General features: G+C 41.7%; 18 protein-coding genes, 1 tRNA gene and 1 other annotated feature. Of the genes, 18 read left to right on the top strand and 1 reads right to left on the bottom strand.

The features are described from left to right. Positions 1–199 precede the first annotated feature (199 nt). From BUA02_RS15455 to BUA02_RS15395, 13 genes are all read left to right on the top strand, one after another. A tRNA-Gly gene (locus BUA02_RS15455) sits at positions 200–272 on the top strand. A gap of 184 nt (positions 273–456) precedes the next feature. Further along, positions 457–2262: a peptide ABC transporter substrate-binding protein gene (locus BUA02_RS15450; protein WP_072705759.1), complete on the top strand. Its 1806-nt coding sequence runs from the start codon at positions 457–459 to the stop codon at positions 2260–2262. A 20-nt stretch (positions 2263–2282) separates the two neighbouring features. Next, complete coding sequence (locus BUA02_RS15445; protein ID WP_072705757.1) at positions 2283–3248, top strand: ABC transporter permease; 966 nt, start codon at positions 2283–2285, stop codon at positions 3246–3248. Next, positions 3245–4168, top strand: a complete 924-nt coding sequence (locus BUA02_RS15440; RefSeq protein ID WP_072705755.1) for an ABC transporter permease — start codon at positions 3245–3247, stop codon at positions 4166–4168. Before BUA02_RS15445 ends, BUA02_RS15440 begins: the two co-directional genes overlap by 4 nt. A gap of 14 nt (positions 4169–4182) precedes the next feature. Continuing rightward, complete coding sequence (locus tag BUA02_RS15435) at positions 4183–5193, top strand: ABC transporter ATP-binding protein (protein WP_207647727.1); 1011 nt, start codon at positions 4183–4185, stop codon at positions 5191–5193. Between the two features lie 13 nt (positions 5194–5206). Next, on the top strand, positions 5207–6025 hold the full coding sequence (locus BUA02_RS15430) for an ABC transporter ATP-binding protein (protein ID WP_072705751.1): 819 nt from the start codon (positions 5207–5209) through the stop codon (positions 6023–6025). A gap of 128 nt (positions 6026–6153) precedes the next feature. Next, on the top strand, positions 6154–7872 hold the full coding sequence (locus tag BUA02_RS15425) for a peptide ABC transporter substrate-binding protein (RefSeq protein ID WP_143147451.1): 1719 nt from the start codon (positions 6154–6156) through the stop codon (positions 7870–7872). Between the two features lie 77 nt (positions 7873–7949). Beyond that, complete coding sequence (locus tag BUA02_RS15420; protein ID WP_072705747.1) at positions 7950–8885, top strand: ABC transporter permease; 936 nt, start codon at positions 7950–7952, stop codon at positions 8883–8885. Position 8886: 1 nt separating this feature from the next. Next, the gene (locus tag BUA02_RS15415) at positions 8887–9966 is read left to right on the top strand and encodes an ABC transporter permease (protein WP_072705745.1); all 1080 of its coding nucleotides are present in this window, start codon (positions 8887–8889) and stop codon (positions 9964–9966) included. A 7-nt stretch (positions 9967–9973) separates the two neighbouring features. Continuing rightward, positions 9974–11110: an ABC transporter ATP-binding protein gene (locus BUA02_RS15410; protein WP_072705743.1), complete on the top strand. Its 1137-nt coding sequence runs from the start codon at positions 9974–9976 to the stop codon at positions 11108–11110. Beyond that, entirely contained in the window at positions 11094–12038 is a 945-nt protein-coding gene (locus tag BUA02_RS15405) for an ABC transporter ATP-binding protein (protein ID WP_071177289.1), read from the top strand. Before BUA02_RS15410 ends, BUA02_RS15405 begins: the two co-directional genes overlap by 17 nt. A gap of 93 nt (positions 12039–12131) precedes the next feature. Further along, positions 12132–12602, top strand: a complete 471-nt coding sequence (locus BUA02_RS15400) for a GAF domain-containing protein (protein ID WP_071177288.1) — start codon at positions 12132–12134, stop codon at positions 12600–12602. A 23-nt stretch (positions 12603–12625) separates the two neighbouring features. Continuing rightward, positions 12626–13696 (top strand): threonine aldolase family protein, encoded by a 1071-nt coding sequence (locus BUA02_RS15395; protein ID WP_072705741.1) that lies wholly within the window; start codon positions 12626–12628, stop codon positions 13694–13696. Positions 13697–13752: 56 nt separating this feature from the next. Here BUA02_RS15395 and BUA02_RS15390 read toward each other — a convergent pair whose 3' ends face one another. Beyond that, the gene (locus BUA02_RS15390) at positions 13753–15312 is read right to left on the bottom strand and encodes a glycoside hydrolase family 28 protein (protein WP_072705739.1); all 1560 of its coding nucleotides are present in this window, start codon (positions 15310–15312) and stop codon (positions 13753–13755) included. A gap of 208 nt (positions 15313–15520) precedes the next feature. Here BUA02_RS15390 and BUA02_RS15385 point away from each other — a divergent pair, with 208 nt between their 5' ends. From BUA02_RS15385 to BUA02_RS15365, 5 genes are all read left to right on the top strand, one after another. Next, positions 15521–16207 carry an MIP/aquaporin family protein gene (locus BUA02_RS15385; protein WP_072705737.1) on the top strand — a complete coding sequence of 229 codons (687 nt, stop codon included), beginning with the start codon at positions 15521–15523 and terminating at the stop codon, positions 16205–16207. 61 nt (positions 16208–16268) lie between these two features. Then, positions 16269–16505 (top strand) — a binding site (T-box leader). Positions 16506–16549: 44 nt separating this feature from the next. Further along, complete coding sequence (ileS, locus tag BUA02_RS15380; protein WP_072705735.1) at positions 16550–19747, top strand: isoleucine--tRNA ligase; 3198 nt, start codon at positions 16550–16552, stop codon at positions 19745–19747. A 65-nt stretch (positions 19748–19812) separates the two neighbouring features. Then, positions 19813–20520 (top strand): glycosyltransferase, encoded by a 708-nt coding sequence (locus BUA02_RS15375; RefSeq protein WP_072705733.1) that lies wholly within the window; start codon positions 19813–19815, stop codon positions 20518–20520. After that, complete coding sequence (locus BUA02_RS15370) at positions 20517–21722, top strand: protoporphyrinogen/coproporphyrinogen oxidase (RefSeq protein ID WP_072705731.1); 1206 nt, start codon at positions 20517–20519, stop codon at positions 21720–21722. The genes BUA02_RS15375 and BUA02_RS15370 overlap by 4 nt, the downstream gene beginning before the upstream one ends. Positions 21723–21742: 20 nt before the next feature. Beyond that, entirely contained in the window at positions 21743–23884 is a 2142-nt protein-coding gene (locus tag BUA02_RS15365; RefSeq protein WP_072705729.1) for a glycosyltransferase family protein, read from the top strand. Positions 23885–24269: the final 385 nt, after the last annotated feature.

The raw sequence follows: 24269 nt of genomic DNA, 5'->3' as shown, positions 1-24269 counted from the left end.
TTCTCTTCCTTGTCCTCTTTTTAGAAATGCTTTTGCATCAGAAATCTTTATATCCAAATCTAATTCCTCTCGATAACTTAGTACAATCATTATTTGTCAACGCAAGATAATATACCACATTTTTGTAAATACATGTTGACAATATACTAAATTTATTCTAAAATCAATTCGTTGTCACAGTTGTGATGACCACATAAATGCGATAGTGGCGTAGTTGGTAACGCGCGACCTTGCCAAGGTCGAGACCGCGGGTTCGAGCCCCGTCTATCGCTCTAAAAAAGGACATCCGGTTGGATGTCCTTTTTTCGTGTGTGGACCAAGAGGACGGGGGGAGTGGGTCCATTACTTCTTCTTATCACAGGCGATAAATTTTAGATAATTTTGCTAAAGACTCTTCTCATGTATTATTTACCCAAGCAAAAAGCCACAGCAAATGTGGCTGGGGAGGAATAAAACATGAAGAAAAAATCTTTAGCAATTTTTTTGGCGTTAACACTGACATTAACATCCGGATTAGTGGGATGCGGAAATAGTAGTTCTAGTGAATCACAGGATTCTAAGGCACAGAGCACGAGCAGTGAGCAGACAAATGAAGGTAGTACAGCTGCAACTGAGGCAGCAGGAGATGAAGAGCTTGCAGATGAGCAGGTGCTTAATCTTGTTTATAGTGATCTTTCAATTCTTGATGTAAATGATGCAAGAAACTCAAATGAGTTCCAGGTGTTGTCACAGGTGCAGGAAGGACTGTTCAGAACCTTCACTGATGAGAATGGTGTAGACAAAACAGAACTTGCAGGAGCAACAGGATATGATGTTTCTGAAGATGGTCTTACTTATACATTCCATTTAAGAGAAGATGCAAAGTGGAGTGATGGAGAGCCTGTTACAGCACAGAACTATGTGGATTCATGGATCAGGCTTATAGATCCTGAAAAGGCTTTCTCATATGCTTTCCTTGCAACTGACGATATAGCTGGCGCTGAGGAATACTACAACGGAGAAGGTGCTGTAGAAGATGTAGGAATCAAGTACATTGATGACTATACATTTGAAGTAACACTTAAGTCTCCAAATCCTTCATTCCTTAAGAAGGCTGGAATGCTTTCATTCTATCCAGTAAGAAAAGACCTTATTGATGCAGCTGAAGGCGCAGGCGAGAACTGGGGAAATGATTATACACTCCATGTATTCAATGGACCTTTCGTTATTTCAGACAGAGTTTTAGAGAACTCAATGACCCTTACAAAGAATGAAAATTACTGGGATGCAGAGAACGTTCACCTTACACAGGTTAATTTGAAGGTTGTTGATGAATCTTCCACTCAGGCGCAGCTCGTTGAATCACAGCAGGTTGATGTTTTAAAGCTTTCTGATCTTGAGTATGTTGATCAGTGGCAGCCACTTGTAGATGCTGGACAGCTTGAAAGAATTGTTTCAACAGCACCATCAGTAACATACATTTCTTTTGATCAGCACGAAGCTGGAAACGGTGGACCTTCAGGTTTGATGAGAAATGCAAAGGTTAGAGAAGCCATCACACTTGCTCTTGACCGTGAAGAGTACAATCTTCTTTTTCAGAATAGCTTGTCTACACCAGCTTATGGTCTTGTACCAAACGGAATCACAGTAGGCAATACAGAGTACCGTTCATATGCAGGAGATATCCTTAAGGATGAAGAGAAGTCAAAGCTTGCTTCAGATCCAGCAGCACTTAAGGCTCTTTTTGAAGAAGGTATGAAAGAAGCAGGTGTTGAGGGAACAGCAGAAGATGTAACACTTGTTACAATGAACTATTCACCTAGCACACTTGATAACAATATTTATGAGTGGTATGTTCAGCAGCTTGAGTCAAAGCTTGGAGTTAAGGTACAGGTTGACACATATCCAGATGTAACAGGTTGGAAAGAAGCACGTGATTCATATAAGTATGACTTCTATACAATGGGATGGTTCGGTGATTATGATGATCCAGCAAACTTCCTTGGACTTTTCGTAACAGACAACGGATATGCAAGATTCATGGGCGGCTATTCTAATCCGGAATATGATGAGCTTTTTGCAAAGGCTAATGCATCACTTGATGACAAAGAGAGACTTGAACTCTTTAGCCAGGCTGAGAATATCCTTCTTACAGAAGGCGGCGTAAATCCTTTGTATTACCAGAACGCTCAGATTTACAAGCAGTCATATGTTAAGAATGTCAGCTTCCCACTTTTTGGAGCAGACTTCGAGTTTTCAAGAGCTTATATTGTTAAGCACTAAAAATATTTACTTCTAAGGTAATGGATATGAATCTCCTTAAATATATTCTAAAAAAAATAGCTATTGCGCTTGCGACACTTTTTGTGATCGCAAGTGCAACTTTTTTTCTATTGGCACTTACTCCAGGCGATGCCTTGTCAGCAAGAGTAGAAAAACTTCCTGATGAAGTCACCCAAAGACTATATGCCAAATATGGACTGGACAGACCTGTGATGGAACGATATTTCATAACCATGAAGGGAATTCTGCACGGTGATTTTGGAGAGTCCATTATTTATGAAGGCGAGACAGTGCAGCAGATCATTTCTGAAAAAGGACCTGTAAGTGCAAGGCTTGGAATCCAGCAGATGCTTCTGGGAGTCACCCTTGGAATCTTGCTGGGGATTTTAGCTGCAGTGAAAAAAGGCTCTTTCTGGGACTTTTTAGTTATATTCTTCTCGGTGCTGTTAATATCAGTACCTACTCTTATATTTGCACTGATGCTTCAGGCTGTCTTTGCCGGCAAGCTGGGATGGTTTCCGGTTATAGGCTGGCCTTCAAAAGGGGACTGGCTTGGAGGATTTAAGTACACAGTACTTCCTACACTTGCAGGATGCTTTGGCTACATTGCAAGCTATGCAAGGCTTCTTAAGGTGTCCATGCTCGATGTCATGAATCAGGATTATATACTGACAGCTGAATCTAAAGGCCTCTCAAGGAGAGAAGTGATAGTTCATCACGTTCTTAGAAATTCATTTATTCCCATAATAACAAGACTTCCAATGAGCGTTGCCATGTGTATTACAGGTTCTTTCTTTATAGAGAGCGTTTTTTCAATACCAGGACTTGGTCTATATTATGTCAATGCTGTTGCGGCACAGGACGTAACCATAGTAATGGGAGAAACTGTCATTCTGTCGGCAATTTATATCTTCGTGATCTTTATCACAGATATTTTGTACACGGTGGTTGACCCTAGAATCAGAATAAGCGGAGGTAATGCATGATGGAAGTACGTGTGTATAGTGCTGAAGAACTCCAGCGAGTTGGGATAGAAAATGAAGCTGATGTAATTACCCGTCCGGTGATCTCATATTGGAAGGGTGCGATCCTTAGATTTAAAAAGAACCATATAGCCATGTTTGCTTTTGGGTTATTTGTCTTATTTTTGTTTTTTACTTTGTTTGGACCTGCTTTAAGTGGTGAGAACTATACGGAAATAGATGCTGCAAACAGAAACATCGGACCAAATGGAAGCTTTTGGTTTGGAACAGATCAGCTTGGAAGGGATCTCTTTTCCCGAATATGGATCGGAGCGAGGCTCAGTGTCATTGTGGCGCTTGTGTGCTCTGGTATTCAGATTGTATTTGGAAGTATCTATGGCGGAATAATGGCATATTTTGGCGGCAAAGTTGACGCTGTGATGATGAGGATAATTGAGGTAGTTAACTCTTTTCCATCGCTTCTGGTCACACTTCTTATCATGATGGTTGTAGGTAAAAATGTAATTGGTCTTCTAATAGCTATGTCTATTACGTCATGGGTTGGAACGGCCAGAATAGTGAGAGGACAGATAATGCTCCTTAGAGAGTCTGAGTATGTCAAAGCGTCACAGCTCTTAGGAGGCGGTGCAGCAAGGATCATAAAAAAGCATCTTTTGCCAAATACAATTTCTCTTTTGATATTAGACCTGTGTTCTTCAATTCCGGATTACATCTTTACTGAAGCGTCTCTTAGCTTCCTTGGTATGGGACTTGGAGGAGATATAATCTCCCTTGGAGTTCTTATTTCAGATGGTAAGACCAAGATGCAGTTTTATCCTTGGCAGATGATATTCCCGGCAGTAGTTCTGGTTGTGGCAGTTCTGGCATTTAATCTTATCGGAGATGGCCTTAGGGATGCTCTTGATCCCAAGACAGTCAATTAAGGAGGCCTATTAGTTTGAGCAAAGAATTATTAAAAGTAGAAAACTTAAAGGTAACCTATAACACATATGCAGGGCAGGTTCAGGCGGTAAGAGGAGTAAGCTTCTCTCTTGATAAAGGTGAGACTCTTGCCCTTGTTGGTGAGTCAGGTTGCGGTAAATCAGTTACAGCCAGGTCTATCATGCAGCTTGTTCATGAGCCAGGCAAGATAGTAGAGGGGAGTAAGATCCTTTTTGAAGGCAAAAATGTAGCAGAATATGATCAAAAAGAGCTTGCAGCATTCAGAGGAAAAGATGCAGCAATCATATTTCAGGATGCCATGGCATCACTCAATCCAACAATGACAGTTGGTAAGCAGATTGTTGAGAATATTTTGCATCATAACAAGGTCAGTAAAAAAGAAGCGAAAGCAAGAGCCATAGATCTTTTGAATAAAGTTGGAATCAATAATCCTGAGCAGAGGTTTAAGCAGTATCCACATGAACTTTCCGGTGGAATGAGGCAGAGAGTCATGATTGCTATTGCTTTTGCCAATGATCCAAAGCTGCTGATTGCTGATGAGCCGACAACAGCCCTCGATGTGACGATACAGGATCAGATCATAGAACTTATCAGAAAACTGAAGGATGAGCATGACGCTTCTATCATTCTCATAACCCACGATCTCGGTGTCGTTGCAGGTATAGCAGATAGAGTGGCTGTTATGTATGGCGGAGTGATCGTAGAGAGCGGAAGTGCAAGCGACATCTTTTATCATGCCAAGCATCCATATACCAAGGCACTTCATGACGCAGTTCCTCGTGTCGATGAGGTTTCAGGCAAAGAACTTGTGAGCATCGCCGGAGCACCACCAGATCTTATAAATCCGCCAGCAGGATGTCCCTTTAATACCAGATGCAAGTACTGCATGAATATCTGCAAAAAAGAAGTTCCTCCCACTATGCAGTTTGGAGAAGGACATGAAGCTGCCTGCTTTTTGCACGTTTTGGACAAGCTTCCCAAAGATGCAGAATTTCTAAATGATTGAACGGAGAAGTTTAATGGAAAAGGACGTTTTGTTTGAGGTAAAGCATCTCAAAAAGTATTTCAAACTTGAGAATAAAAAGATATTAAAGGCCGTGGATGATGTGTCTTTTACCATAAGAAAAGGAGAGACACTGGGGCTTGTAGGAGAATCTGGATGTGGCAAGACTACTACCGGTCGCACGTGTATAGGCATGTACGACAGAACAGAGGGTGAGATTCTCTATAAAGGGAGAGACATTAGCACTTATAAGGGAAAAGACCTGAAGAATCTGCGGAAGGAAATACAGATGATCTTTCAGGATCCATACGCTTCTCTTGATCCTAGAATGACAGTTGCCGAGATTGTTGCTGAGGGTCTTGATATCCATAAGATGTACAAGACCAAAGAAGAAAGAATGGAGCGAGTGTATGAGCTATTAGGACTGGTCAATCTTAATAAAGAACATGCCGGGCGTTTCATTCATGAGTTTTCAGGTGGTCAGAGGCAGAGGATAGGTATAGCAAGGGCACTTGCTGTTAATCCTGAGTTTTTGATCCTTGATGAGCCAATATCTGCTCTGGATGTCAGTATTCAGGCTCAAGTCGTAAATCTTCTAATGAAGCTTCAAAAGGAAATAGGACTTACATATCTTTTTATAGCGCATGACCTCGCTATGGTCAGACATATTTCTGATAAAGTGGCAGTCATGAATCAAGGAAGGATCGTCGAGATGAATGAAACAAATGCTGTATTTGACAATCCTCAGCATGCTTACACAAAGGCGCTTCTAGCCTCAATTCCAATCCCTGATCCGGAGAAAGAAAAGGTAAGAAGAAGCAAATTGCTTTATTAATTAGACGCGCCAACGCATAAATTATTTAAAGTGATAAAGTTTTTGTTGACATTTGCCCCAAAACGCCCTTAATATGAGTAATAAATATCAATTGTATACATGTATTAAAGTATGGAGGAGGAATAAAAATGAAGAAAAAGTTTTTATCAATCATGCTTGCTTCAGCTCTTGCGCTTAGCATGATTGGATGCGGAAGCTCTGCAGTTAGCGGCGTATCAGAGCAGAAAGATACAACTGCAGAAGAGACAGATTCAGCACAGGCTGATAATGCTACAACAACTGATGCTGGTGAGAGTTCAGGAGAGGATCTTAATGTTATGCTCGAGACTCCTGTTGAGTCACTTGATCCACAGCAGGCTACAGATGGTACATCTTTTGAAGTTATTGCTGACTACACAGATGGTCTTATGCAGATGGATGCAGATGGCCAGGCAGTAAATGCTCTTGCAGAGAGCATTGATGTTTCAGAGGATGGACTTACATATACATTCCACATTCGTGAGGATGCAAACTGGAGCAATGGTGAGCCTGTAACTGCAGCAGATTTCGTATTTGCATGGCAGAGAGCAGTTGATCCAGAAGTTGCTTCTGAGTATTCATATATGCTCAGTGATATCGGACAGATCGTAAATGCCCAGGATATCATCGATGGAGCAAAGGATAAGAGCGAACTTGGTGTAACAGCCGTTGATGACAAGACTCTTGAAGTTAAGCTTAATGTACCAGTAAGCTATTTCCTTAGCCTTATGTATTTCCCAACATTCTATCCAGTAAACCAGGCCTTCTTTGAGAGCTGCGCAGATACATATGCTACCAGCCCAGAGACAACTCTTTCAAACGGTGCATTTGTACTTGATGACTATCAGCCAGCAGCTACAACAATTCACCTTACCAAGAACCCTGACTACTATGATGCAGATAGAGTTAAACTTCCAGGTCTTAACTATCAGGTTATCCAGGATTCACAGCAGGCTCTTATGAGCTATCAGAGCGGTGATCTTGATACTACTCTTGTAAATGGTGAGCAGGTTGATCAGGTCAAGGATGATCCTGCATTCAAGGCTATCGGTGCTGGATACCTTTGGTACATCAGCCCTAATATTCAGGAAGTTAAAGAGCTTCAGAATGTAAATATCCGCTACGCTATCACAATGGCTCTTAACCGTGAAGCTATCACAACAGATGTCCTTAAGGACGGTTCAGCACCTACTTACACAGCAGTTCCTATGGACTTTGCTGCAGGCCCAGACGGATCAGATTTCTCAGCTGATCAGGAGAAGTTTAAAGAGGTTTGCAGATACGATGCAGATGCAGCTGTAGAGTATTGGAACAAAGGACTTGAAGAACTTGGCGTAACAGAACTTACTATCACAATGATCCACGATGCAGACGATGCTCCTATCAAGGTAGCACAGGTTGTTAAGGAACAGCTTGAGACAACTCTTTCAGGACTTACTGTTGAACTTCAGCAGATGCCAAAGAAGGAAAGAGTACAGCGTATGCAGGAAGGCGAATTTGAACTTGGCCTTACTCGTTGGGGACCTGACTATGCAGATCCTATGACATACCTTGGAATGTGGGTAACAAACAACTCTAACAACTATGGTTTCTGGAGCAACAAGGACTACGATGCGATCATTGCTGAATGCACAACAGGTGAGACAGCAATGGATGCAAGTGCTCGTTGGTCAGCACTCTATGATGCAGAGCAGATTGTTATGGATGAGGCCGTTATTTTCCCTCTTTACACACAGTGCAATGCTGAGCTTATTTCAACAAGCGTTTCAGGAATTGAGTTCCATCCAGTAGCGCTTAACAGAGTTTATAAGGACGCATCTAAGAACTAAAAACTATAAAAATTGCTGCGCGAGGATGGGTGGTGATTCATTACTTTTTCCTCGCGCTTTTATCTTTTGGGGTAGCTATGAAAAAATATGTATTAAAACGAGTTATCACAGCAATTTTCACTTTGCTGGCAATCACACTTATTCTTTTTATACTGATGCAGCTTATGCCAGGCTCACCATTTAATGATGAGAAGCTAAATGAATCACAAAGAGCTGCTCTGTATGCTAAGTATGGTCTGGATAAACCAATCGTTATTCAGTTTTTCCATTATGTTATCAATATGTTCAAAGGAGACCTTGGCGTCAGCTACAAGATTTCCAAGAATACTCCTATCACACAGCTCATCGCATCAAGACTTCCTATATCAATCGGTGTTGGATTTGCTGCAGTATCTATCGGGGCGCTTATAGGTCTTTTGCTGGGGCTTCTTGCAGCGTTCAAAAGAGATACCGTCTGGGATACACTTGCAACAGTAATCTCGGTTATTGGTGTTTCGGTTCCATCCTATGTATTTGCCCTGGCACTTTCATATCAGTTTGGATTCAAGCTTGACTGGTTTCCAATGCTCTTTTCAGCAAAGGATGTTCTGGGATCAAGCGTATTACCTTCCGTATCACTTTCAATGTTTACCATGGCCTCAATTGCACGATTTACAAGAGCAGAGATGATCGAAGTTTTAGGATCAGACTATATGCTCCTTGCAGAATCAAAGGGACTTTCAGGAAATAAGATTGTGTTCGCGCATGCTCTTAGAAACGCCCTTATTCCTATCATTACAGTTTTAGCACCACTTGTTGTTGATCTTATGACAGGTTCACTAGTTGTAGAAAAGATCTTTTCTATTCCTGGAGTTGGATCACTTTTAGTAAACGCAATCCAGTCTAATGACTATAACGTTGTTATAGCACTTAGCTTCATATATTCAGCTATGTACATAGGAATCATGCTTGTAGTAGATATTCTCTACGGCGTGATCGACCCTAGAATCCGTGTGGCAAAGGAGGGAGATTAATATGGTAGAAGCAGCTTTTGATAAAGATTCATACTTACATGTCGTAGAATCTGACTCCTATGTTCCCGTTGAAGCGGATTTTAAGTTAAAAGGAAAAACAGCAGATGATTTTGTTGATACGAATTTTGCATCACAGGATTTCTGGAAAGAAGTTGTAGCAAGATTCTGGCGCAAAAAGAGTGCTGTGATCGGTCTTGTATTTGTGCTTATAATCACATTTTTTGCTTTTGTGGGACCAGTGATGAATGAGTACACTTACTCAGGTCAGAACCTTGATCAAAAAAATCTCGCTCCAAGAATTCCACTTATTGAGTACACAGGTCTTTTTGATGGTCATGAAAACATCAAGACTACATCAGGAACAAAGACCGTAAACTATTACTTTGAAAAGCAGCTTCCAGATACATTTTACTGGTTTGGAAGTGATAACTTTGGAAGAGATATCTGGACAAGAACATGGTCTGGAGCACAGGTTTCACTTATTATCGCGGTTGCAGCAGCTATCATCGATATGATCATTGGTATGAGCTATGGCCTTATCTCTGGATATTTTGGCGGTAAAGTTGACATGGTACTTCAGAGAATCCTGGAGATTGCCAACGGTATTCCAAGACTTGTAATAGTAACGCTTCTTTTACTTGTGTTTAAGCCAGGTATGATCACTATCATCATAGCCCTTATGCTTACTGAGTGGGTTGGAATGAGCAGGATCGCAAGAGCTGAGATGCTCAAGTTAAAAGAGCAGGAATTTGTCCTTGCATCCAGAACTTTAGGCGCAGGAAACATGCACATCATATTTAGTGAGGTTCTTCCAAATATTATTGGACCTATCATCACACAGGTTATGTTTTCTATTCCTACAGCTATCTTTACAGAAGCCTTCCTTTCATTTGTAGGACTTGGAATTCCTGTACCAAGATGTTCTCTGGGATCACTTATTTCTGAAGGATTTAACAGCTTCACGACACATCCTTATCAGATAATCCCGCCAATCATCGTGATGGCTCTTTTGATGCTGAGCTTTAACCTTGTGGCAGACGGCCTCAGAGAAGCACTTGATCCTAAGTTAAAGGAGATGTGACCTAGACATGAGTGAAGAAAAGAAAAGAGAAAAAATACTTGATGTCAAAGATCTTGACATCACCTTTAAGACTACCGCCGGAAAGGTCCATGCTATCCGCGGAGTAAACATAGACCTTTATCAGGGCGAGACTGTAGCCATAGTAGGTGAGTCAGGCTCAGGTAAGTCTGTAACCATGCGTGCCGCAATGGGTATTCTTGCCAAGAACGCAGAGGTCAATTCCGGAGAGATCATCTACAGATACCGCGACAACAAGGGTGGAATCGATTACAACCCTGATCAGGATGAGACGGCTGAGTGGAAAGAAGCTGACATCCTAAAGCAGGACAAAAAGTGGATCAGAAAGCACATCAATGGCCGAAGGATCGCGATGGTATTCCAGGATCCCATGACCAGCCTTGATCCAACAATGACTATCGGAAAGCAGATCATGGAAGGCATGATATGGCACTACAAGATCGATAAGAAGGATGCTTACCAAAGATCAGTAGAACTTTTGAAGGAAGTTGGCATCGAGGATGCTGAAAAGAGAATGAAACAGTATCCACACCAGCTTTCTGGTGGTATGAGACAGAGAGTCGTTATAGCTATAGCGCTTTCCTGTAATCCGGATCTGTTGATCTGCGACGAGCCAACAACTGCTCTTGATGTTAATATTCAGGCCAAAATCCTGGAGCTTATCAAAAAGGTTCAGAAGGAAAGAGATATTGCAGTTATCTATATCACCCATGACCTTGGAGTAGTTGCTAAGGTTGCTGATTATGTAAATGTCATGTATGCAGGCAAGATCGTAGAAGTTGGTAATATCAACGAGATCTTCTATGATCCAAGACATCCATATACCTGGGGACTTTTGTCAGCCATGCCTGATCTTGGAACTGACGATGAAAGACTTTATACAATTCCGGGGTCTCCTCCAAATCTTTTACATGAAAAAGAGGGTGATGCCTTCGCTCCAAGAAATGCCTATGCTCTTGAGATTGATGACAAGCTTGAGCCACCTATGTTCAAGATAACAGAGACTCACTCAGCAGCAACTTGGCTTCTTGATGAGAGAGCACCTAAGGTTGAGATGCCAGCAGAACTTAAGTCAAGAATTGAGAGAATGAAAAAGGAGGCACAGGCAAATGGCAGCAAATTATAATGCAGCGCCTCTCCTTGAAGTAGAGGGACTTAGACAGTATTTTCCTGTAAGTAAGACATTTACAGTTAAAGCTGTGGAAAATGTAAGCTTTAAGGTTTATCCAGGCGAGACCTATGGCCTTGTTGGAGAGTCCGGTTCAGGAAAATCTACAATCGGAAGAAGTATCATAAGACTTTATAATCCGACAGAAGGTAAGATCACCTTTGATGGAATGGATATCTCTGGCAAGATGAACAGAGATACCAAAGAGAACTTGAGAGTTCAGATGCAGATGATCTTCCAGGATCCAATGGCGTCACTTAATCCTAGAAAGAAGATCAAGGATATAATAGGCGAAGCTCTGGATATCCATCATGTCTGCAAGAGCAAGGAAGAAAGAGATGAGAAAGTAGAAGCAATCCTTAATAAGGTTGGACTTGCCAAGGAGCATGCAGACCGCTATCCTCATCAGTTTTCTGGTGGACAGAGACAGCGAGTAGGCATTGCAAGAGCCCTTATCCTAAATCCAAAGCTCGTAATTGCTGACGAATGTATCTCTGCTTTGGATGTTAGTATTCAGGCACAGGTAGTAAACCTTATGAAGGATATTCAGGAAGAGCTTGGAACAGCGTATCTGTTTATTGCTCATGATCTTTCAATGGTCAAGTACATTTCAGACAGGATCGGAGTTCTTCACTTAGGACACCTCCTTGAGACTGGTACAACGGATGAGATCTTTAATAATCCTATCCATCCATATACCAAGAGTCTTTTGTCTGCGATTCCTATTCCTAATCCTGAGCTTGAAAAGAGCCGTGAAGCCATAAGCTATGATTACAAGACTTCAGGACTTGATTACAACAAGGGAACTGAGCATCTGGTAGATGGAAACCATTATGTAAAATGTACCGATGAAGAGTTTGAAAAGTGGACATCTGAGAAAAACTAAAAATAGATTGTGCACAAGATAAAACAATGATAGAATCGTGGATATGGATCAAAAATTCATATCCACTTTTTTTAAGAATGAGGAGTATCAGACATGACAGATTACAAGTTACTTGCAGCGCAGATAAAAGTTTTGGCAGAGGATGAGCCAAATTTCATTCCAGTATTATCCAATGCCTCCGCTCTTTTATATGACAACATGGAAGACCTTAACTGGGCAGGATTCTACCTTATGGATAAGGGATCTCTTTTGCTGGGACCATTCCAGGGAAAGGTTGCCTGCATCAGAATTCAGCTTGGAAAGGGCGTTTGCGGAACAGCGGCTGGAAACGATGAAACACAGCTAGTTGCAAATGTTCACGAATTTGCAGGACATATCGCCTGTGACAGCGCATCCAATTCTGAGATCGTTGTGCCAATCCACAAGGATGGCAAGGTTGTAGGTGTACTTGATATAGACAGCCCAAGCCTTAATAGATTCAATGAAGAGGATAAGGCTGGACTTGAACTGGTTGTGAAGACTTTAGAAGAAGTAATAGATTTTTCCGCAGTGTCTTTTAACTAATAAAAATATAAGAGGATAAGTGTATGGACAGCAGGATTTCATTTTCTAGTGATTACACAAAAGGTGCGCATCCACAGATTTTGCAGCGCCTTCAGGAAACAAACTTCGAGCAGATCGATGGCTACGGCACAGATGGTTATTGTAAGAGCGCTGCTGACAAGATCAAAAAGATCTGCGGACAGCCAAATGCTGATGTGTTCTTCCTTGTGGGAGGGACCCAGACCAACCAGACTATAATCGACATGCTCCTTCAGCCATATGAGGGCGTAGTTGCAGCTGAGACTGGTCACGTAGCAGCTCATGAAGCTGGAGCAATTGAGCATGCAGGTCACAAAGTTCTCACAATTCCGTATTATGGCGAGGAAAAAGACACTAAGAAGTACGGAGACAATATCGGCAAGATCGCAGCTCCTGACTTAAAGAAGCTCCTTGAGAAATTCTATGGTGATGCTAATCACGAACACATGGTATTTCCTGGCGCTGTTTATATTTCACATCCTACCGAGTACGGTACTCTTTATACTAAAGCTGAACTCACGGCTATTTCTGAGGTTTGTAAGGAATATAAGATTCCTCTTTTCCTTGATGGAGCAAGACTTGGATATGGTCTTATGAGTAAAAGAACTGATGTGACCATTAAAGATATCGCAAACCTTGTGGATGTATTTTATATCGGAGGAACCAAGGTTGGAGCATTGTTTGGAGAGGCAGTAGTATTTACAAAAGGTGTTACTACCAAGCATCCAATTCCTGTTATCAAACAGCACGGAGCACTTCTTGCAAAGGGATGGCTTCTGGGACTTCAGTTTGATACATTGTTTACGGATGATCTTTATTTCAAAATCAGCGAAAATGCCATTGAAATGGCAGAGCTATTGAGAAAGGGATTGGAAGAGAAGGGGTACAAGATATTCCTTGATTCTCCTACCAATCAGCAGTTCATCGTTGTTGATGATGACAAGTTAAAAGAGCTTGATAAGAATATCCGCTACGGCTTCTGGGAGAAGTACGATGATAGCCACACAGTCATCAGACTTGCAACAGACTGGGCAACAACAAAAGAAGATGTAGAAAAGCTTATGTCATTTCTTTAATTATCTGATGAAAAATAAAAGCAGATATCGACTATAGATCGGTATCTGCTTTCTTATCATTTCCGGGGAACAGTTTTCATGTTTTCGAAGGTAATGTCTTTACAATACTCCGTGTGGATAGAATCTATGCCCTCTGCGGGAGCTTCCATTTCGATATCTTTAAAGGAAACGTTGTTGATCTCATATCCAGGAACATCAAATCCGCAAAGAAGGATAGAAGGGCAATCGTGCCATTCATTCTTGCCGGCATTATTATCAAGGAACCTACCTAGTAAGTGCATTCTTTCAAAGTGGCAATCACTAAGAAGTGGAGGAACCTTTGAACCTTCGCCATCATCGTTGTAGCCAACAGAATGCATCTGAATGTGAGAAGCAGTAATGTCTCTGACAAGAATGTTTTTAACGTAGCCGCCACGCTTTTTGGTGGCTTTTATTTCTATTCCTGACCAGGTTGGACCCATTTCACAGTCCCAAAGCCGGACATCCTCTACGCCTCCAGACATCTCACTTCCGATACATAAGCCGTGGCCAAAGTTCGTTATACAGTCAAAAACTCGAATATGTTTGGTTGGTCTGTTTATTACGTTCCCTTCAGGATTTTTGCCGGATTTGATGGCAACTGAGTCATCCTCTGTATAAAAGTCGCAGGCATATATGGTAGAGTTGGTGGAGGAATCAGGATCCCAGCCATCACCGTTCCAAATGCCTTCGGACTTTATGGTGCAGTGATCTGTTACGATGTTATCTGAATAGATGAAATGCAGGTTCCATGCAGGACCGTATCCCAAAGTAAGACCATGGATCCAGATATTCTGGCAGTTGCTCATGTTGATGAGGCGGCCTCTGAATCTGCAGGCAATTGTCTCAGGCTTTTCATATTCTTTTATTTTGTCTCCAAGAGAAGCTATGTAATCTCTAAGTCTTTCTCCTTCAGTTCTTGCTATAGCTTTGGCAAGTGCAGCACCTCCGCCCATGATAGAACCCTTACCGCGGATCACTACATTTTTGCAGTTGTAGTCAGCGTCGTGGTCAAGTTCGCCCAGATTGAGAAGGCTTCTATAGCACTCCATCTCGTGACCTTCGAATCTGCTCCATATCTTTGGAAGATAATCTTCTGGATTCTCTGTTCCCTGTAAAAGAGCTTCCTCTTCAAGATATATCTCAGTGTCAGAGTGAACGTTCAAAGCTCCGGTCAAAAAAGTTCCAGCAGGTATATAGATGAAGCTGTCCTTGTCACAATCTGTAAGAGCAGCCTGAATAGCATCAGTATTATTGGTCTTGCCATCCCCAACTGCGTTATAAGGGGCAGCAGTTATATCTATTTTCTTTTTGGTCTTAGCTGTCTGCAAAGAGAACTGCCCTAAGAGAACAGGATTATTTTTATGGTCAGCTCTTTTGTCTGGATAAACGATATATACAGAAATGTCTATCTGACTCTCTGGAGTTAAGCCAGAGAGAGAAGCGTGAGTTTTTTTGGTCTTAATAGTTTCATCAGCAGAATTGTTAACAACCAGGTACTCACAATCTGGATCTGCATCAAGAGGCAGATCCCAGAATATTTCAGCTTCTGTGTCAGTAGCTCTGTAGTCTAATAAAAAATCAAAGTCATTTAACATAATTATTTCCCCAAATAATATATAGAATATTTTCCATAATCATATTACAAAGAATATTAACCTTATTCTAGTAAAAATCCTCCAGAAAATAGGCGATTTTGACCATTCAAATATGTGGATAAAATTGATAACTTATATAACAAAATTAAGACAGTAAGGTATATAATACACTTGTTACTAATAATTTTTACTAAATGGAGGGTTTGGTATGAAAAAATATGTTGCAGAATGTATTGGAACAGCAACCCTTGTAGTATTGGGCTGCGGAACTGCTATGCTGGTTGGATGTGACGCTGCAAGCGGATCAGGATATCTTTTAACTGCTCTTGCATTTGGTCTTACGATCGTGGCAATGGCATATTCTATTGGTAACATTTCTGGATGTCATATTAATCCAGCAGTTTCACTTGGAGTTCTTTTAACTGGTGGAATGGAGATTAAGGAATTTGTCTGCTATGTTATTTCTCAGTGCGTAGGTGCCTTGGCTGGAGCCGGAATACTTGCACTCATCTTTGGAACTGGCGGCGTTGAAGATAAAACAGGGGGCTTTGGATCAAACGGACTTGCTGGTGTAAACGGAAGCCCTATAGCAGGACTTATAGTTGAAATAGTTCTTACATTTATTTTTGTTATAGCTATCCTGGGTGTTACTTCCAAGAAGGCAAATCACGGCTCTTTTGGCGGACTTGTTATAGGCCTTACTCTTGTAGTTGTTCATATCCTTGGCATTGGTCTTACAGGAACAAGCGTTAACCCTGCAAGAAGCTTTGGACCAGCGCTTGTTGCTGCATTTACCGGAAACACAGCGCCTATTGCAGCTCTTTGGGTATTTATTGTAGGACCGCTTGTTGGTGCAGCTCTTGCGGCATGTGTTTATAAAGCTCTTGAAGATTAAACCACACTGTAAATATCCCTTGCATATTTTAATTATCCGTAGTAGAATGTGTGCAATATAAGTAAAAGCTGTGACGAAGACAGTAGATAGTTTATGAAAGCTTTCAGAGAGCCGCCGGTTGGTGCGAGGCGGTGCGAGTAGAAACTTATTGAAAATCACTTCTGAGCTGCGGGGTTGAAATGAGTAGATCCTGACGTGGGTTCTGGCGTTAACGGAAAGCGTATTCAACAAGCGATGAGCTTGCGCGTATGTGTAAACAGGTGGTACAACGAGATTGATATTTTGCCTCGTCCTTTTTACAAGGACGAGGCTTTTTTTGTTTCACAAGAAAGGAGCTTGAAAATGTATAACAAAGTCGAAACTGACATGAATTTTGTCGGCAGAGAAAAGAAGATCGAAGAATTCTGGAAAAAAGAAGATATCTTCAAAAAGAGTGTAGACACACGCAGCAAGGGTGAGATGTATATGTTCTATGATGGCCCTCCAACAGCGAATGGTAAGCCACATATCGGACACGTTCTCACACGTGCTATTAAGGATATGATCCCAAGATACCGTACTATGAAGGGATACACTGTTCCTCGTAAGGCTGGTTGGGACACACACGGTCTTCCTGTTGAGCTTGAAGTAGAAAAGATGCTCGGTCTCGACGGAAAAGAGCAGATCGAAGAATACGGTATTGAGCCTTTCATCAAAAAATGTAAGGAATCTGTATGGAAATATAAGGGAATGTGGGAAGACTTCTCTGGCACAGTAGGTTTCTGGGCTGACATGGAGCACCCATACATCACTTATGATGACAATTTCATTGAGTCAGAGTGGTGGGCTCTTAACGAGATCTGGAAGAAAGGGCTTCTTTACAAGGGATTTAAGGTAGTACCTTATTGCCCACGTTGTGGAACACCTCTTTCATCACACGAAGTAGCACAGGGCTACAAGCTCTTAAAAGAGCGTACAGCTATCGTTCGTTTCAAGGTTAAGGACGAGGATGCATATTTCCTTGCATGGACAACAACACCTTGGACACTTCCTTCCAACATCGGCCTTTGCGTAAACCCAGATGAGAAGTACATCAAGGTTAAGGCAGTAGACGGAAATGTTTATTATCTTGCAGAAGCACTTGCAGATAAAGTACTCGGCACATTACTTGATAAGGATTCAGAAGGACAGAAGGCATACGAAGTTCTCGAGACATACGTTGGTACAGATCTTGAGTACAAAGAGTATGAGCCTCTTTACCAGTGCGCAGCTGATGAAGCTGAAAAACAGCACAAGAAGGCATTCTTCATCTATTGCGACACATATGTAACTATGTCAGATGGTACAGGTATCGTACACATCGCGCCTGCATTCGGTGAAGACGATGCCAGAGTTGGACGTAAGTATGACGCTCCACTTGTACAGATGGTTGATGGAGAAGGTCGTCTTAAGCCTGAGACTCCATTTGCTGGAATGAGATGTAAGCCAACTCAGAAAGAGATGGATGAGGGTGCTATCAGTGCAGATCCAGAGGTATTAAAAGACCTTGATAAGAGAGGACTCTTATTTGCAGCACCAAAGATGGAGCACGATTATCCTCACTGCTGGAGATGTGGTACACCACTTCTTTACTATGCTCGTTCATCATGGTTCATCAAGGTTACAGAAGTTAAGGATGATCTCATCCGCAACAACAAAGAGATCAACTGGGTTCCTGAGTCAATCGGTAAGGGACGTTTCGGTGACTGGCTTGAGAATATTCAGGACTGGGGTATCTCACGTGATAGATATTGGGGAACTCCACTTAACATCTGGGAGTGTGATGACTGTGGCCACCAGCTTTCAGTAGGATCTAGAAAAGAGCTCGCTGAACTTTCAGGAGATCCATCTGCTGAGACAACAGAGCTTCACAGACCATACATTGATAAGTTTGAGATCACTTGTCCTAAGTGCGGCAAGAAGATGCACAGAGTAAAAGAGGTTATTGACTGCTGGTTTGATTCAGGTGCAATGCCATTTGCTCAGCTTCACTACCCATTTGAAAACAAGGAGCTCTTCGAGAAGCAGTTTCCTGCAGAGTTCATTTCAGAGGCTGTAGACCAGACAAGAGGATGGTTCTATTCACTTCATGCTGAGGCAACACTTCTTTTCAACAAGCCTGCATTCAAGAATGTTATCGTTCTTGGTCTTGTTCAGGATGAGAATGGACAGAAGATGAGTAAGTCAAAGGGTAATGCGGTTGATCCTTTCGATGCTCTTGAGAAGTACGGCGCTGACGCTATCAGATGGTATTTCTATACAAACAGTGCACCTTGGCTTCCTAGCCGTTTCGCAGGTGACGCTGTTATGGAAGGACAGCGTAAGTTCCTGGGAACACTTTGGAATACATACGCATTCTTCGTACTTTACGCTAATATCGATGGCTTTGATGCTGCTAACTACAAGCTTGAGCTCGATAAGCTCACAGTAATGGATAAGTGGCTCCTTTCAAAGCTCAACAGCTGTGTTAAGGCTGTAGATGAGAACCTTAACAACTATAGAATTCCAGAAGCTGGAAAGGCTCTTGATAACTTTGTTGACGAAATGTCTAACTGGTATGTTCGTCGTTCAAGAGAGAGATTCTGGGCTAAGGGAATGGAGCAGGACAAGATTTCTGCTTATATGACTCTTTATACAGCACTTGTTACTGTAGCTAAGGCAGCAGCACCTATGGTTCCATTCATGACAGAAGAGATTTATCAGAACCTTGTTCGCACAAGCTTTGCTGATGCTCCAGAGAGCATCCACCTCTGCGACTTCCCAGCAGTTGATGCTTCACTTATCGACGAGAAGCTTGAGAAGGACATGGAAGAAGTACTTGATATCGTAGTACTTGGACGTGCAGCCAGAAATGCAGCAAACATCAAGAATCGTCAGCCTATCGGACAGATGTATGTTAAGGCAGATCAGACTGTAGGCGAGTTCTATACAGAGATTATCAGAGATGAGCTTAATGTTAAGAACGTAGCATTTACAGATGATGTTCGTGACTTCACAAGCTACACATTCAAGCCACAGCTCAAGACACTGGGACCTAAGTATGGCAAGAACATTGGTGCTATCAAGAGTTATCTTGAAGGCCTTGATGGAAACGCTACAATGGATGAGCTCAACACAAACGGATCTATCAAGTTCACAGTTAACGATGTTGACGTAGAGCTTGTTAAGGAAGATCTCCTTATCGAGATGGCTCAGAAGGAAGGCTTTGTATCACAGGAGAACTGGGGTATCACAGTAGTTCTTGATACTAACCTTACAGAAGAGCTTATTAACGAAGGCTTTGTGCTTGAAGTTATCAGTAAGGTTCAGACAATGCGTAAGGATTCAGGCTTTGAAGTAATGGATCATATCAAAGTTTCTCTTAACGGAAATGACAAGCTTGCTGAGATTGTTAAGGCTCACGAAGACAGCATCTCATCTAAGGTTCTTGCAAACGAGATCGTTTATGGATCAGACGTAGCAAATGCTAAGGAATGGGATATCAACGGTGAGAAGGTTACAATCGGAGTTGAAAGAGTATAATAGTAATTGATATCTAATATTTTTGAGAAGCCACTCAAGGGTGGCTTCTCTTTTAAGGAAAAAACATGAAAAAGACAATAATAGTAATGCCAGTTGCCAACGAAGGCGACACAATGGCAAGCCTTTTAGACAGAATATTGGCATTACCATATGACAATCTCTTAGTGTATCCAGTTGTTGACGATTACAGTACAGACAATACTGCAGACATCATCAGAAGCTATGAGAGTACAGGCAGAGTAAAGTGCATATATTACAAGGAGAGCAGAGGTGTTATCAGCTGTTACCTTGAAGGGTTCAGAAGAGCCATGGCAGATGGCGCTGAGAGAATAATCGAGATGGATGGCGGCGGAAGTCACAAGCCAGAAGAGATTCCACAGTTTATAGAGAAGCTTGATGAAGGTTATGACTGCGTTTGGGGATCACGCTTTACATCTGGCGGTGGTACAGATCATCAGCCTATGTACAGAAGATTTTTAAGTAGTGGCGGAACCATTCTTTCAAATGCTGTTCTTGGAACCAAGCTAAAGGACATGACTAGTGGCTTTGAGGCATTTCAGGTAGATATCCTAAAGAATATGAACCTTGATGCATTTCTTTCCACAGGACACATGTACCAGACAGAGATGCGTTATTACTGCAGAAAATTCAACACAGTTGAAGTGCCTATCCACTATACAGGAAGCACATCAAGTCTTAAGATGAAATCAGTTACTGAAGCGCTTAAGATTCTTTTCATGTTAAAAGAAAATGAGAAAAAGGTAATGGGATGAAGGTAAAATATCTTATTTTGGGGGCAGGACCAACAGGTCTTACTGTAGCAAATTATCTTTTTAATAATGGGGAAACAGACCTTCTGCTAATAGAAAAAGAGGCAGAAGTAGGCGGCCTTTGCCGCTCCAAAGATGTAGATGGCGCACCTCTTGATATAGGAGGTGGGCATTTTTTGGATGTAAGAAGACCTGCAGTATGCAAATTTTTGTTTAACTATATGCCACAGAACGAGTGGGATAGCTATGACAGAGACAGCCGCATCAGATTTAGGAACTTCGAGATACATCATCCATTTGAAGCAAATATCTGGGAACTCCCGGAAGAAGAGCAGAATGCCTTTCTTGATTCCATAGCTAAGGCGGGCTGCAACACAGGAAAAGAAAAGCCTGAAAAGTTTGTGGACTGGATCACCTGGAAGCTGGGAGAGAAGATAGCAGAAGAATACATGCTTCCGTACAATCGTAAGATGTTTGGGGATAATCTTCAGGGACTTGGCATCTACTGGCTTGATAAGCTTCCTGATGTGAGTTATGAAGACACATTGGAATCCTGTAAACACAAAAAGGCTTTTGGTAAACAGCCTGGACACGCACAGTTCTTTTACCCAAAGAAATATGGATATGGTGAATTGTGGCTCCGCATGGGCGAGGCTCTAGGAGATAAGGTCAAGACTAGCGAGATAGTTAAGGCTATTGATTTTGAAAATAAGAAAGTTACCTTGGAAGGTGGCTTGGAGATAAATGCCGAGCATATCATCAGCACGATTCCGTGGAATAGTATAGAACTAGTAAATGCACCATCAGAAGTGAAGGATGCGGTAAAAGGGCTAAAGCACACATCTATCGAAGTCACATATCACGAAGAGGATATGGATACTGATGCGCAGTGGATCTATTTCCCTGACGAAGATAAAGATTATCACAGGATCCTTGTGCGTAAGAACTTTTATCCCGGTGCTAAGGGTTACTGGACAGAGACAAGATCTGAGCGCTACCATGCAGAAAAAGGCGCTGTGAACTTTACATCAGAATATGCGTATCCTATAAACACCCTTAATAAGCCGGAGCAGATGAAATGTATTTTATCATTTGCAAGACAAAACGGAGTATACGGCGTTGGAAGGTGGGGAGAACATACTCACTATAATTCTGATGCTTCCGTTGAACTTGCTATGAACCTTGCAAAAGAGCTTCTTCCATAAATGACTTTTTTGGAGATGATATGGATCAGAAAAAAAGTAAGATAATTTTGAGCATAATAGTGGCAATAATATGTGTCATGACATTAGTATTTCTTGGAAGGACTATGCCTGGGGCACAGAGGTCTGAAACCAGGCTTCCAAAGCTTGGATCTGAGCCAGTTTATGTTACTTTGACAGATGGTGAGGCGATTACCAGAACATATAGTAATCCTGCAGAGACTCTAGAAGTCAGTAGTATAGAGGTGCTGCTCCTAAATATTGATGATAAGACCGCTTCAGATGGTAAGGACAAGGAACTTGCTATCCTTGTGCAGAACGCTTCTGGAGAACAGGTTGCAGAAGTTTCTGCTGATATTTTGGCTATGACTTCTGGAGAGTGGTACAAGATGCCAGCTTCCTTCGTAATTGAAAAGGGAGAGACATACTCTTTTATCATTACAGCAACTGGATGTGATCCGTATTTTATGGAAGTTAATGGCTATGAACCAGGGATATCTCTGGGATTTGATGTGATTACAGATAAGAGCGTAACTTACGGAGAAGCATTTTACTTCTCAATTCCTCTTGTGATATTGATAGCTCTTTTAGTTATATGCTATCTCCTTTGTCCTTCAGCGTTTGATAGGCTAAAGGCAGGAGATGGAGCTTTAAAGTTTTTCTCACCAATATTCATGGTGCTGCTTTTTATAACACTTTGCCTCAAGATTTATCAGGCTTCTTACGTTGATGGCGTATATATTTCAGCAGATTCTGACGGATACATGAGAGAAGCGGTTAATCTTGCAGCAGGAAATGGCTTTTCCTACGAGGGAATTGCAGGATATAAGAGCCATTTTGCCAACTGGCCAATTATTTATCCGGCGATGATCGCACTGGTGATGGTGATCACAGGAATGAATGCATACCTTGCAAGCAAGATCGTGGCAATGATCGTTATTGCAGCAACATTCGCAGTTCTTTATGTTGTTTATAAGGATAAGGCATGGATATACTCACTTGCTTTTACTAACATAGGCTTTATCACCATGTGCTACTATACCTGGAGCGAGATTCCCTTTGTACTGTTCTTGCTTTTGTTCTCCATATGCTTTAGCAGGATCATTAAGGACAATGCTCCAGCCAAAAGAGATTATATATTCCTTGCACTAACAGGAATCATGGCGTTCCTTACGAGGTATTTTGGAATCTATCTGTGGTTCATGGTCGGACCATATTGGATCTATCTTTTGGTTAAGATGTTTAGAGAAAAAGATGAGGGGCTAAAGAAAGCCTATAAAGGAAAGCTCATAGGTATCTTCACCGCTGGATGCAGTTTTGTTATAGTAGCTTTTTCTTATCTTTTAATGAACAAAAAGTTAAACGGCTATCCAACAGGCGTTAGCCGTGGAACCTGGTGGGATGACTATGTTACTCTTACAGATGACCTTTTTAAGAGTCTTGTTACAGAAGTGTTCAATGTATTTCTGGTGGATGTGCCGGAAGTCATAAACAGCCTATCAGTCAGGATATCAGCGCTTTTCGTGTTCCTTGTGATCGGACTGATCATTTACTGCGTTACTATTGCCAAAAAGAAGGATACGCTTAATCTGGTACTTATAATAAATGCAGCAGCCTATTACTTGATCTTTATCGTAGTAAGATATCGCTCAAGTATGGACACCTTCTACTTCCGTTTCTTTGCTCCAGCTACAGTTCTTTTAGTAATGGGACTTATTGGGATATTTATCGATAATGGCATAGATAAAAAGAGACTTCGCGCATTTGCTATTCTTGCTGCTGGCGTAGTTATAGTATCACTGGTTGGACTAACTGATAAAGCAGAGAAATGGTCTAGTGAGCAGAAGGCCTATGATATACTCACAGGAACATGGGATCATCAGTACGCAGAGATCCCAAATAAGAGCGTGATCATCTGGAATAGTATGGATTACAGAAGTACATGGTATCGTCCGGATGTATATAGTGGAGAGCTTTTGGGTGATGATACATGGGAGAGTCTTGCTGCCAGATATTCAGCCTCCTCAAATATCTGCATCAAAAAAGAGGATGCCAAGGTTCTCATTGATAGCGGAGATTACGACGAAAGCATTCTTGGCAGATTTAAAGAAGCCATAGCTTCTTCGGGAGATGAGGACAAATACATAGTTATCAGTTTAGAGTGATCTTGAAGCCCCTATTTTAGTAGGGGCTTCTTTTTTGTGGTTGACATAGATACGATTTTGCCACCATTCACAGTTTGGGGATAGCCGCTGGCTGGTTCACTGGGGCCGCGCCCTGCCTCTGCCTAGTCTAGCTAAGTGGGGCCGCCAGCCTAAAGTTTATTTTTGTTCATCCTTTGGATTTTTATGTTCATGGCATTATATTTCTTACTTTAAATTCTTTGAAACAAACTCGTCTTTGAGGCACATTTTTGGCTGTAAAGTTTTGGGTTTGAACGATTGTCAAAAAAACGCCATTTTCTTGTGCTCATAAGCAGCTTTTGAAGCGCATGCGGTTTGCGTTTAGCAAGAGCATGCGTATTAAAACAAAAGCTGCATGAGCACATAG

This window comes from Butyrivibrio hungatei DSM 14810 (assembly GCF_900143205.1).
Taxonomy (GTDB): Bacteria; Bacillota; Clostridia; order Lachnospirales; family Lachnospiraceae; genus Butyrivibrio; species Butyrivibrio hungatei.
This window is presented reverse-complemented; position numbering and strand designations above follow the sequence as displayed.

What these genes read in the sequence shown, in the direction of transcription:
- BUA02_RS15450 (WP_072705759.1), top strand. Translation starts at nt 457, where the DNA reads ATGAAGAAAAAATCTTTAGCAATTTTTTTGGCGTTAACACTGACATTA.
- BUA02_RS15445 (WP_072705757.1), top strand. Translation starts at nt 2,283, where the DNA reads ATGGATATGAATCTCCTTAAATATATTCTAAAAAAAATAGCTATTGCG.
- BUA02_RS15440 (WP_072705755.1), top strand. Translation starts at nt 3,245, where the DNA reads ATGATGGAAGTACGTGTGTATAGTGCTGAAGAACTCCAGCGAGTTGGG.
- BUA02_RS15430 (WP_072705751.1), top strand. Translation starts at nt 5,207, where the DNA reads ATGGAAAAGGACGTTTTGTTTGAGGTAAAGCATCTCAAAAAGTATTTC.
- BUA02_RS15425 (WP_143147451.1), top strand. Translation starts at nt 6,154, where the DNA reads ATGAAGAAAAAGTTTTTATCAATCATGCTTGCTTCAGCTCTTGCGCTT.
- BUA02_RS15420 (WP_072705747.1), top strand. Translation starts at nt 7,950, where the DNA reads ATGAAAAAATATGTATTAAAACGAGTTATCACAGCAATTTTCACTTTG.
- BUA02_RS15415 (WP_072705745.1), top strand. Translation starts at nt 8,887, where the DNA reads ATGGTAGAAGCAGCTTTTGATAAAGATTCATACTTACATGTCGTAGAA.
- BUA02_RS15410 (WP_072705743.1), top strand. Translation starts at nt 9,974, where the DNA reads ATGAGTGAAGAAAAGAAAAGAGAAAAAATACTTGATGTCAAAGATCTT.
- BUA02_RS15405 (WP_071177289.1), top strand. Translation starts at nt 11,094, where the DNA reads ATGGCAGCAAATTATAATGCAGCGCCTCTCCTTGAAGTAGAGGGACTT.
- BUA02_RS15400 (WP_071177288.1), top strand. Translation starts at nt 12,132, where the DNA reads ATGACAGATTACAAGTTACTTGCAGCGCAGATAAAAGTTTTGGCAGAG.
- BUA02_RS15395 (WP_072705741.1), top strand. Translation starts at nt 12,626, where the DNA reads ATGGACAGCAGGATTTCATTTTCTAGTGATTACACAAAAGGTGCGCAT.
- BUA02_RS15390 (WP_072705739.1), bottom strand. Translation starts at nt 15,312, where the DNA reads ATGTTAAATGACTTTGATTTTTTATTAGACTACAGAGCTACTGACACA.
- BUA02_RS15385 (WP_072705737.1), top strand. Translation starts at nt 15,521, where the DNA reads ATGAAAAAATATGTTGCAGAATGTATTGGAACAGCAACCCTTGTAGTA.
- ileS (WP_072705735.1), top strand. Translation starts at nt 16,550, where the DNA reads ATGTATAACAAAGTCGAAACTGACATGAATTTTGTCGGCAGAGAAAAG.
- BUA02_RS15375 (WP_072705733.1), top strand. Translation starts at nt 19,813, where the DNA reads ATGAAAAAGACAATAATAGTAATGCCAGTTGCCAACGAAGGCGACACA.
- BUA02_RS15370 (WP_072705731.1), top strand. Translation starts at nt 20,517, where the DNA reads ATGAAGGTAAAATATCTTATTTTGGGGGCAGGACCAACAGGTCTTACT.
- BUA02_RS15365 (WP_072705729.1), top strand. Translation starts at nt 21,743, where the DNA reads ATGGATCAGAAAAAAAGTAAGATAATTTTGAGCATAATAGTGGCAATA.